Source organism: Emticicia aquatilis (assembly GCF_014644295.1).
Lineage (GTDB): Bacteria > Bacteroidota > Bacteroidia > Cytophagales > Spirosomataceae > Emticicia > Emticicia aquatilis.
The window spans coordinates 189575-201944 of record NZ_BMKK01000003.1 but is presented as its reverse complement, the minus strand read 5'-3'; the positions used below and the strand labels follow the sequence as shown (position 1 = coordinate 201944).

Annotated in this window: 5 protein-coding genes; all 5 read left to right on the top strand. The window is 37.6% G+C overall.

Annotation, left to right across the window (positions count from 1 at the left end; translation table 11 throughout):
* Positions 1 to 7 precede the first annotated feature (7 nt).
* The 5 genes from IEX65_RS08135 to IEX65_RS08115 all read left to right on the top strand — a co-directional run bounded on the left by IEX65_RS08135 (position 8) and on the right by IEX65_RS08115 (position 11905).
* The gene (locus IEX65_RS08135) at positions 8 to 3034 is read left to right on the top strand and encodes a SusC/RagA family TonB-linked outer membrane protein (RefSeq protein WP_188765547.1); all 3027 of its coding nucleotides are present in this window, start codon (positions 8 to 10) and stop codon (positions 3032 to 3034) included.
* Between the two features lie 38 nt (positions 3035 to 3072).
* Entirely contained in the window at positions 3073 to 4860 is a 1788-nt protein-coding gene (locus IEX65_RS08130) for a RagB/SusD family nutrient uptake outer membrane protein (RefSeq protein WP_188765546.1), read from the top strand.
* Between the two features lie 30 nt (positions 4861 to 4890).
* Entirely contained in the window at positions 4891 to 5853 is a 963-nt protein-coding gene (locus IEX65_RS08125) for a DUF5627 domain-containing protein (RefSeq protein ID WP_188765545.1), read from the top strand.
* Between the two features lie 30 nt (positions 5854 to 5883).
* Positions 5884 to 7566: an endo-1,4-beta-xylanase gene (locus tag IEX65_RS08120; protein ID WP_188765544.1), complete on the top strand. Its 1683-nt coding sequence runs from the start codon at positions 5884 to 5886 to the stop codon at positions 7564 to 7566.
* Between the two features lie 232 nt (positions 7567 to 7798).
* Positions 7799 to 11905: a hybrid sensor histidine kinase/response regulator transcription factor gene (locus IEX65_RS08115; protein ID WP_188765543.1), complete on the top strand. Its 4107-nt coding sequence runs from the start codon at positions 7799 to 7801 to the stop codon at positions 11903 to 11905.
* Positions 11906 to 12370: the final 465 nt, after the last annotated feature.

Sequence of the window (12370 nt, the reverse complement as noted above, 5' to 3'; positions counted from 1 at the left end):
TTAAGCAATGAAGTTTATAAAAATAATGATATGCTTGTGTCTGATGTTGGCTTTTCCGAAAGCCAACATCATGGGGCAAAGCACTCCGATAATTAAAATTAGAGCTACCGTGATTGGTGCTGATAAGCAGCCAATCGTTGGAGCTGAGGTAAAAGGCTCTGACGAAAACGCAAAGGTGGTCACTACCGATGCAGTAGGTAAGTTTTCGATTGATGTGCCGAAAAATGATGTGATTTCGATTGTTGCTAAAGGTTTTGTAATTAAATACATTACGGCTACTGAGCAAGTAAGTGAAATAGCCTTGACCCCAGCAATCAATAGAGAAAAAGTACGTGTTGCCTTTCGTGACGTCGATAAACAGGATATTCTTGGTGGCGTTTCATCGGTGAATGTAACCGAACTGCTCCCTAAAAATTACTTTACCTATCCCTTAGCTGATATGGAGGCTCTTATACCGGGCTTTAATGGTAATAGTAATTGGGGAATGGGAAATTATCTATTCATGATTGATGGTGTACCTCGTGAAATAGGAAATGTTGCCCCAACCGAAATTGAGCAGATTGTATTTTTAAAAGGAGCTAATGCTGTGGCTTTGTATGGTAGCAGAGCAGCTAAAGGCGTGGTTAATATAATCACTAAAAGAGGCGTATCTGGCAAAAATAGATTCGACCTACGAATCAATAATGGGATAAATACACCTAAAGCGACGCCTCGTTATTTAGGTTCGGCAGAATATATGTCACTCTACAACGAAGCTCGTAGAAACGATGGTTTGACAAATCTTTATTCAGATTTAGATATTTATAATTATGCTTCGGGTACAAACAAATATCGCTATCCGAATATTGATTTTTATTCGCCAGAATATCTCAAAAGTGCCTACGGAAGCTACGATGCAACGGCCGAAATATCGGGAGGAAATGAAAGAGTAAAATACTACACCAATTTAGGCTACGCAAAAACAAGTTCCCTCCTAAATTTTGGTGAAGCAAAAAACAACAATAGCTCCGACCGACTTAACTTCAGAGGAAATATTGATGTAAACCTCAACGAGTACATCACATTCAATGCTGATGCAACAGCTATCTTTTTTACAGGTCGTGGCGTAAATGCTAACTTCTGGAATAGTGCAACAACCATTCGTCCGAATCGTTTTTCTCCGCTGATTCCGATTGATTTAGTCGAAAAAGAAGATGAAGCTTCTCAGGTTTTCATTAAAAACAGCAATAATATCATTGATGGAAAGTATTTACTGGGTGGAACACAGTTAGACCAAACTAACCCACTCGCTACGATTTATTCGGGTGGAAATAACCAATACGCCAATCGACAGTTTCAGTTCAATACAGGTATAAAAGCTGATTTAAGAAATGTATTGAAAGGCCTAACTTTCAAATCGGCTTTTGCGGTTGACTATGCTACCGAGTATAGCTTATCGTATAATTACACGTATGCTACCTATGCTCCAACTTGGAATCGTTACAGCGGCACTGACCTCATTAGCTCATTGACTGTCTATAATCAAGATTCACGCTCTGGGACTCAAAACGTTTCGGGCAACAGATACCGCCAAACGATTGCATTATCAGGTCAGTTCAATTACGACAGAACATTCAATTCCAATCATAATTTATCGGCTATTTTATTGTTAAATGGCTTTCAACAGTCCGAGTCAGCCATTTATCACAGAACCAGCAACGCAAACTTAGGTTTCTTGGCAAGTTATAATTATAAACAAAAATACTACGCAGATTTAAGTGCAGCTTACATTCATTCGGCCAAACTTCCACAGAGCAATCGTCAAGCACTTTCGCCATCGGTTTCTGTAGGTTGGAGAATCAGCGAAGAAGCATTTCTCAAAAATGCTAATAAAATTGATGACCTAAAACTCACTGCATCGGCAAGTATTCTCAATACTGACCTCGACATCAATAATTACTTCTTATATCAAGGCATTTACACAGGTGCTGGCCAGTGGTATGGTTGGAAAGATGGTACAGGTATTCAAGCAACAGAATCAAGAAGAGGCGATAATCCAAATATGACGTTCCCGAAACGTGAAGAAATTACGGTTGGTTTTGAAGGCTCATTTTTCAAGAAATTCTTGACACTAAATGGTAATTTCTTTATCAATAAAATCTCAGGAAATATCATTCAAGCTGCGGTTTTATTTCCGAGTTATTTTACAACTGGTTTCCCTGTTTCTTCATTTATACCTTTTGTCAACTACAACGACGACAAGCGTGTAGGTTTTGATTTTGGTGCAAGCATGAACAGAAAATCTGGTAGCGTAAACTGGACAATGGGATTAAATGCTACTTATTATGAAGCTACGGCATCGAAACGTGCCGAATTATTTGAAAATCCCTACCAAAACCGCCAAGGAAAACCCCTTGATGCGATGTGGGGTTTACAAAGTTTAGGACTATTCCAAACCAAAGAAGAAATCGTATCATCACCAACACAAACTTTTGGGCAAGTAAAACCTGGTGACATTAAGTATAAAGACCAAAATGGTGATGGAATCATTGATACTCGTGATGAAGTTTACTTGGGTCGAGGTGGTTGGTTTGGTTCTCCGCTTACATTAGGACTCAACTTTACTGCAGAATGGAAAAAACTCACATTTTTTGCTTTGGGTGTTGGCCGATTTGGTGGAAATGCCATGCGTAGCAATTCATATTTTTGGATAGATGCCGAAGATAAATACTCAGAAGTAGTAAGAGATAGATGGACTGAAGAAACAAAAGCAACTGCTAAGTTTCCAAGATTGACCACATTGGTTAGCGATAACAATTTCCGTTCATCAGATTTTTGGATGTATAAAACCAATCGTTTCGATTTGACTAAAGTTCAAGTTTCTTATGATTTGAGCAATCTATTAAAGATGAAATCATTTGTACGTGAATTAGGCGTGTATGTAAGTGGCTTTAACCTACTTACGATTGCAGAAAACCGTGAACTCTTGGAATTGAATGTTGGCTCGGCTCCACAAACACGTATGTTTAATTTAGGGGTAAAAGCTTTATTCTAAGCGTCTGAAAACATTAAATTTTGACTATCATGTTATATATGAACAAAAGAATATTAAAAATAATGGTCTGTGCGACGGTTTTATTGGCAGGGTGTCAAGACCTAATCGAGCCTGCCATTGAAAATAACCGACAATTAGACGCCAGTGCCTATATCCCGAGCGATTCGAGATTCCCATACGGAATTTTGCTGAATGGATATAATAGAATTCCGACAAACTCTTGGTCATTTAACGATGTGGCTACTGATGATGCCGTAAGCAATGACCAAAACAACGGTTATCTGAAAATGGCAACAGGACAATGGACGGCCAATAATAACCCAGCTAACCAATGGACAAACTGTTTTGCAGGAATCCAATACATGAATATTGCTTTGGGTGAAATTGATAAAGTTCAGTGGGTAGCAGACCCCGCAACTAATAAACTATTTGCAACCCGTATTAAAGGAGAAGCCTACGGACTTCGTGCATTGTTGATGTTCCATCTTTTGCAGGCTCATGCTGGCAAAGGAGCAAATGGACAAATGTTAGGTGTGCCGATTTTGCTTAAACCGCAAACCACTTCTGACAACTACAACTTGCCAAGAGCTACTTTTGATGAATGTGTTAAACAAATAAATCAAGACTTAGATAGTGCCGATGTAAAACTGCCTTTAGATTACCGTGATATTGCATCTGGGCAAGCATCGCAGATACCAGCCAAATACGGAAAAGTAACGGTTGAGCAATATAATCGTGCGTTTGGTGTTACGTTCAGTGGTTTGTTTACGGGGCGTATTGCGAAAGCAATCAAGGCTCAAACAGCATTATTGGCTGCAAGTCCAGCATTCAATAATGGCACCGATAAATGGGCCGATGCAGCCAATGCGGCGGCCGCAGTTTTAAACTTGAATGGTGGTCTAAACGCTATTCCGAGCAATGCGGCAAGTGGCTTAACTTGGTATTCAAATGCTACCGAAATTGCAGGTTTGAGAGATGGAGCTAACCCACCAGAAATTCTATGGCGTAATAACTGGTTAGAAAACCGAGAGTTAGAGCAAGCAAACTTCCCTCCTACTCTTTTCGGAAATGGCCGAATCAATCCAACACAAAATTTGGTTGATGCTTTCCCAATGCTAAACGGTTATCCAATTAATAGTCCACAGAGTGGTTATAATCCAAACGACCCGTACACCAACCGTGACCCACGCCTCAGAATGTTTATTTTGGTGAATGGAGCAACTGCTGGCGTAAACAATACGGCTATCAATACCACAGCAAATGGCCCAACCAACGATGCTCTCAACAAAGTTGAAACATCGACTCGTACAGGGTATTACCTAAGAAAGTTATTGCGTCAAGATGTGAACTTAAACCCAACATCTGCCAGTAACCAACGTCGCTATAAGCCACATATCCGTTATACCGAAATCGCATTGGCTTATGCCGAAGCTGCCAACGAGGCTTATGGGCCAACGGGTACAGGTTCAAATACCTATTCTGCTTATGACATCATCAGAGCGATTCGTAGAAGAGCGGGTATCGGCCTAACAAACAACGATGCGTATTTAGAAAGTGCTAAAGGAAGCAAAGAAACCATGCGTCAGTTAATCCGTAACGAACGCCGCTTAGAACTTTGCTTTGAAGGTTTCAGATTCTGGGATTTACGTCGTTGGAACGCCGACCTTACCGAACCTGCCAAGGGCATGAGTATTCAGAATGGTGTTTATACAGTTATACCAGCTGTTCAAGATAGAATATTTAAGAGTCACATGAAATATGGGCCAATTCCATATTCCGAAATCTTAAAATATTCAGCACTCGTACAAAACGAAGGTTGGAATTAAACTTTATTATCGACAAAATTTTATATCAATATGAAGAGATTAGTTTATGTATCGGTATTGTTCCTGATTGGACTTGCCTCTTGTAATACGGAGAAAGTATTTCCAGACTTCAAAACTCAAAATGTATATTTTGCTTACCAGTATCCAGTAAGAACAATTACACTGGGAGATGATGCTTTTGTAAATACTGACTTAGATAATGCAAAAAAATGCCAAATTTATGCCACTTTGGGTGGTGTCTATGAAAGTAGAAGCGATTTAGCCATTCAAGTTTCGGTTGATAAAACCCTACTTAAAAATGGAATGTTGTTTGGTGCTGGTAGAGATGAAGTACTTGCTATGCCCGATAATTACTACTCGTTGGCATCAAATAAAATTATTATCCCCAAAGGAGCTTTAGCAGGTGGAGTGGATGTGCAATTAACCGATGCGTTTTTTGCCGACCCTAAATCAATCAAAAATACTTACGTAATTCCGATGGCAATTACTCAAAGCGATGTAAATGCAATACCTGCACTTGCTGGCAAAAACTTTGTTTTGTATGCCATCAAATACATCAATCCTTGGCATGGTAATTACCTCCGTCGTGGAAATGATGTTGTAACGGGAGCTGTAAGCAAAACGGTGGTTCGTCATGCTCAATTCGTAGAAAATGATGAAGTGAATAAGCTTACAACTAAGTCGTTGTCTGAACTCGAATTTCCTGTTGTACTTAAAGACAAAGACAACAAAAATGTTAATGTGAACTTATTAATGAAGTTTGATAACGATGGAAAATGTACAGTTTCCTCTCTGACAAGTGGAGTAACAGCCTCTGGAAGCGGTGCTTTCGTGAAAAAAGGAGAGAAAAACAGTTGGGGAAACAAAGACCGTGATGCCCTTTATTTGAAGTATGAAGTAAATGTTGCCGGAATGAAAGTAGCCACCACCGACACGCTCGTGATGCGTGACCGCACGGTGGCTTTCGAGACTTTCTCTCCAGTTGCAAAGTAATGTTTCATTTACTAAAAGAATTATTATTTTATGAACAAATTATATAAATTAACACTCGGACTAACCGTCATTTTAGCGGCTTCGTGTGCCAAAATGGAGCCATTGCAATACACTGTTCCGAAACCCAACAGTGTAGCAATGCAAGAAGAGATTGATAGCTATCCTGCACTAAAATCTTACATTAATCGTGCGGCACACCCGAACTTTAAGTTGGGAGCGGCACTTTCGTTGGCCGACTATAACAACAAGGGCGTAATGTACCGACTGGCCAATAAAAATTTCGATGAAATCGTACTCGGCTATGAAATGAAGCACGGTGGCGTAGTACAATCGAACGGAAATCTGGCACTTGATAATGTCTCAAAATTACTTGAAAATGCCAAAACCTCAGGTGTATCAGTTTATGGACATACGCTTTGTTGGCACGCCAACCAAAATGCCACCTATCTAAGAAGTGTCATTGCACCCGATGTTTTGTCATCAACTGGCCCAGGCTGGGATGTAATCACTTCGAATGATTTTGAAGGCAATACTACCACTAACTTTGAAGCCAATGCCAATGCCGTAACATCATATACCGCAATTGGTGGTGGTGCCAATGGAGTTGGCAGAGCCTTGAAAATAACGAATGCAAGTGTTCGTGCCAACGATTGGGAAGCCCAACTCTTTATAAAATTTGCTCCAGCGGCTGTTTTAGGCGAAAAATATACACTTAAAATGGACGTGAAGGCTGATGTTGACGCATCGTATCCAACTCAGGCACACGTAACACCAGGTGCATACAAACACTGGGATTTCTTCGGAACTATTGCAGCAACTCCAACTTGGACAACTTATACCAAAGAAATTACTGTTACGGCCGATATGGCTACTTGTGGTGCAATTGCTTTTAATCTTGGCAAAACAGCCACAAGTTACTACTTCGATAACATCACGCTTACAAAATATAATGCTACGGGAAGTATTCAAACAAAAGAAAAATCTCCTGAAGTAAAAAAGACACTCATTACTAATTCCTTGGATAAATGGATGTCTGGAATGTTGTCGGTAAGTAAGCCTTATGTAACAGCATGGGACGTAGTAAACGAACCAATGGACGATGGAAAACCTTACGAACTCAAAACGGGCGTAGGCCGAACTCTCAAAGCTGATGAGTTTTACTGGCAAGATTATTTGGGTAAAGATTATGGTGTAATGGCTTTCCAAATGGCCAGAAAATACGGAAATGCCAACGATATCCTTTTTATCAATGATTATAACTTAGAGTATAGTCTGGATAAATGCAAAGGACTCATCGAATACGTAAAATACATCGAAAGTAAAGGTGCAAAAGTAGATGGTATTGGCACTCAAATGCACATTGATATCAAATCTGATAAAACCAAAATTGCCGAAATGTTTAAATTATTGGCAGCAACTGGCAAACTGATTAAGATTTCGGAAATGGATATTGGTTTGGGAAGCGTAAAAACAGCAGCAGCTACTCAAGACCAGTACAAGGCACAAGCCGAAATGTATAAATATGTGATTGATAAATACTTTGAGATTGTTCCTGCCGCTCAACGATACGGCATCACTATTTGGAGTCCGTTGGATAGTCCTGCCAATTCAAGTTGGAGAGCTGACGAGCCAGTTGGCCTTTGGAATCAACAATATGTTAGAAAATTAGCTTATTCATACGTTGCTGAATCTATTAAGGCAAACTTGAAGTAATATTTCGGAAAATCATCGCCACTAAAAACACCAAATCCCCCACATTCAACGAATGATGGGGGATTCTTTCCATGAACCCTTAACAACATTTGCTCTAATCATAAACAAGAAGCTATAAAAGTGAGATTTCATATACTAATATTGAACAATGGTATAATTTATTTGTGACACCATTATCGTAATGATAATTTTGATTCTTTAGAGAAATAATCAGTCGGCTAAAATCCATAAAATGAGAAAACTATACTTCATAATTATTTTTTTTGGTACTGCTCAATTGATTTATGGGCAGCAAAAAGAATTTAAATTCATAAACTTTAGTAGTAAAAATGGGCTTTCTTCAAACTCCGTCAATGCTATACTCAAAGATAAAAATGGATTTATGTGGTTTGGTACTGAAGATGGACTCAATAAATTTGACGGCCAAAATTTCACAACTTATCATCACAAAGACAGCGATAGCACAAGTATAGGAAGAGGCCCAGTTATTGCAATGACACAAGATAAGTCGGGTAAAATTTGGCTGGCTACTAATCTCACGCTGTCGGTTTATAACCTCAACTTAGATTCTTTCATCAATTACGATTTCTCAAATCTCGGCTGGATTATAAGTCTTTGTGCCGACCACTCAGGAAAAATCTGGGTTGGTACCTATGCCGGTCTATTCGTTTTTGACCCACTCACTAAAAATGTAAAATCTTTTAAGACTGATATACACAACCCAGCAACGCTAAATTCTAATATCATAAGATACATTTTTGAAGATAGTCGGAAAAATATTTGGATAGGCACCGACAATGGTCTTCACCTTTTTGACAAAAAAAATGAAAAATTCATAAGATTTTTGAGTGATGCTACTCGTAAAGATGCTGTTTCTTGCAATCAAATTTCTTGCATAACCGAAGATAAAAGTGGCAAGATTTGGATTGGAACAAGTAAATGTGGAATAAATGTGATGAATGGCACGAGCAATAGCTTTACTTCATATAAATCCGATGTCAATGATATTAGTACTCTTTCGAACAATCAAATTTATAAATTAGCATTTGATAAAGACGGCCAACTTTGGGTCGGAACTGAGAGCAATCTCGATATTTTTAATCCGAATACTGCAAAAGTTACCAGAGTCAAAAGCTCATTGGTTGAGCAAACAGGGTTTACTCCAAGTATTATTGGGCGTTCGGTCAGAGATATTTATATTGATGATGCTGGAATTTACTGGGTGGCAATTCATCAAGGAGGTGTCAATAAATACGATACGAATTTAGCTTTTTTCAATCACAGACAATTCAAACAATTCGACCCTAATGGCCTCACAGGAAGCTCAATAATGGCCTTCGCAGAAAGCCCTTCGGGCGATATATTTATTGGAACTGAAGGAACAGGGTTGAATATTTTTAATAGAAAAACCGGGCAAATCAAACCTTTTAAGCTAAACCAAAAACTGCCAAATAATCCATCCATCATCGCTCTCGAAACCACTAAAAATACGCTTTGGATTGGTACTTATCAAGCAGGCCTATATAACTTAAATCTGAGTACTGGTGTTTCAACGTATTTCCAACTCTCAAAAAACAAGAGTGAATCCAAAGACTTTACTATCAACTGTTTAAAAGCCGATAGAAATGGCAAAGTATGGATTGGTACCAATGGCAATGGGATTTATTGCTATAATCCCGCCACTAATCAAATAGAAGGAAGTGAGGTTCTTTTTGGCATAAATTCTGTTCAAAAAATCCCCTTAAATAACTTCATTACTACCATCGAACAAGATAAGTCAGGTAATTTGTGGTTTGGCTCAAACGGTACAGGTATAGCCATCTATTTTCCGAATGAAAATCGTTTTCAGGTACTAAACCATGGAAATAGTGGTTTGCCGATGGATAGAGTTCAGACAATATTTTGTGACTATACTGGCAAAGTTTGGGTTGGTTCGTTAGGCGGTGGGCTATGCTTATATAAACCCAATACCAAATCTTTTGAGCAATTTGATGAAAACTATGCTTTATCGAATGATGTATTGTATAAAATTTTAGAAGACGAAAGCGGCAAGCTTTGGGTAAGTACCAATAAGGGTATAAGTTCGTTTGATTACAATAAAAAGGTTTTCCGAAATTTTACACATTACAATGGCGTTCAGCAAAGTACTTTTAATATTGGTTCGGGAATTATTACTACTGATAAAACAATATTTTTTGGAGGACTCGATGGGTTCAATTACTTTAAATCATCGAATATCTTTCAGAAGAAAAATATTCCGACTTTAGTAACCACAAGTCTAAAAATCAATAATAAACAAGTAAATCCTGCCGAAAATGCCGAAATAACTGAGCATATATCAACCGCCAAAGAGATGATTTTGAGTTACAAACAAAATTTTTCTATCGACTTTATCGCACTCAATTACACTGTTCCCCACGAGAATCGCTATGCTTACAAACTTGATGGTTTTGATAAAGAATGGAACAAAGTTGGTATAATAAACACGGCCGTTTACACAAATCTTGACCCTGGTAATTATGTATTCAGACTAAAAGCATACAGCGAAGATGGCTCTTGGGAAACTCCCGAAAAAATTATCAATATAACCGTTAAACCTCCCTTTTGGCGTACTTACTATGCCTATTTCTTTTATTTCATTCTAATTCTTTTGGCTATATGGGCCATTCGTAGAAGTTCTATTCAAAAATTAAAGAGAGAATTTATGCGTACTCAGGAACGATTAGAGATGAAGCACATAATCGAAAAAGAACGACACGATGCAGAGCAAAAGATGGAACTTGAGAAAGTGAAAATTAAATTCTTGACAAATCTAAGTCATGAGTTAAAAACCCCACTCACGCTTGTTTTAAATCCAATCGAAAATTTAATGTCTCAAGAGAGTAGTCCCGAAAGATTAGAGTTACTCAACCTTGTAAGCAGAAACGCCAAAAGGCTCCTGAATTTGGTTAATCAGCTACTTGATTTTAGAAAAATAGAAGATAATGAATTGACACTACACAAGACTGAGGGCGATTTAGTCACTTTCATTCAAGAAATCGTAGATTCTTTCAAATACATAGCCGTTCGTAAAAATATTTCTCTGCATTTTGTGAGTGGATTTAGTAGTTATAACACAAGTTTTGATAAAGATAAAATTGAACGAATACTTATAAATCTGCTCTCAAATGCCATCAAATTCACGAATGATGGCGGAAACATAAGCCTTCAGATTACTGCAGATGGAGCATCAGGTATAAAAATGATTCTGCGTGATACTGGCATTGGGCTTCCTGCCGAACTAACAGATAAGATTTTTGAGCGTTTCTTTCAAGCAAACGACAACTCAGACATTCTGAATCAAGGCAGCGGTATTGGCCTATCAATAGCACAAGAATTTGTTAAATTACACGGAGGAACAATAAAAGTAGAAAGCGAAAAAGGCGTAGGAAGTGCATTTATTGTTACCCTGCCCCTATCTCCTATTGCCTTCCAAGAAACCCAGCCTATTATACTGAAAAATGAAGTTTTAGACGAACCACAGGTTCAAACTAAGAAAGAACCAAAAAAATTAGAAAAGCCAATCGTTTTAATTGTCGATGACGACGACGACTTACGGGCTTATTTGGTACAGAGTTTAAAAAATAAATATAAAGTTATTGAAGCAGCCGATGGCCGTCAGGGTTGGCAAAAAGCTCTGGCCAATCACCCGCAACTAATCATCAGCGATGTCAATATGCCAGTAATTGATGGTGTCGAGATGGTCAGAAAAATCAAAAATGATAACCGAACAAAGCATATTCCAATCATTATGCTGACGGTTCTGTCAGAAGAAACCGAACAACTCAAAGGTTTGGGGGCTGGTGCGAGCGATTACCTAACTAAGCCATTTAGTTTTCACTTACTGAATATCAAGATTGAAAACTTACTCAGTTTGAATAATATGCTTAAAAACACATACAGCAAGCATATTCAAGTCGAAATGCCAGAAAAAGAGGTTGTATCTGAGGATGAAAAGTTCTTATTAAAATTTACCCGTTATGTTGAAGAACATATTGAAAATCCAAATCTTTCGATTGAACAATTGAGTAAAGCAATGTATGTAAGTCGAGGAACTTTGTATATGAAAATATTGAATATAACTGGTGAAACGCCAGTCGAATACGTAAGGTCATTGAAGCTACAAAAAGCACTTGCTCTTTTGCAAAAGCACGATATGAAGATTTCGCAAATTGCATATTCGGTTGGTTTTTCAAACCCAAATTATTTTGCCCGAGCATTTAAAGCCAAGTATAATTTGTCACCATCTGAATACATTTCGATTAATCGTAATGTAGTAGATACAGAACCTGTTGAGTAATTTTGTTTCATCTGAGAGAGTTTTTAACTATAATTTTACGTTTTTTACAACTGAGAAGCAATTTATCGTGATTTCATGCGTCTTTAAATACTAATTTTTGATGAAGTTATACAATCAGAAAATACAGATTCCTAAGATTACATAATTGTATTCTACTAAGATTGAAAACGTAATCAAGAGTTATTATTCACATAAATAAAACCTTCCACTACTCTATAATTATGCTTAAATATCTTAAATAAATGAGGTTAAAATATCTGTCGAAAACGTTTCCGATATGTTAAATAAAAATATTAGTGTCAAATTGACACTTTTTGTTTGGATTTCTAAATTTTAAGTATAGCTTTGATTATTAAAAAGCGTATTTAACGGGATATTTTTAGAAACTATATCGCATTTAATAGTACTATTCTAAGATTTTACTTGAAAACTACCGTTAAAAATCATATAAAATGAATATTTGTT

What these genes read in the sequence shown, in the direction of transcription:
- IEX65_RS08130 (WP_188765546.1), top strand. Translation starts at nt 3,073, where the DNA reads ATGAACAAAAGAATATTAAAAATAATGGTCTGTGCGACGGTTTTATTG.
- IEX65_RS08135 (WP_188765547.1), top strand. Translation starts at nt 8, where the DNA reads ATGAAGTTTATAAAAATAATGATATGCTTGTGTCTGATGTTGGCTTTT.
- IEX65_RS08115 (WP_188765543.1), top strand. Translation starts at nt 7,799, where the DNA reads ATGAGAAAACTATACTTCATAATTATTTTTTTTGGTACTGCTCAATTG.
- IEX65_RS08125 (WP_188765545.1), top strand. Translation starts at nt 4,891, where the DNA reads ATGAAGAGATTAGTTTATGTATCGGTATTGTTCCTGATTGGACTTGCC.
- IEX65_RS08120 (WP_188765544.1), top strand. Translation starts at nt 5,884, where the DNA reads ATGAACAAATTATATAAATTAACACTCGGACTAACCGTCATTTTAGCG.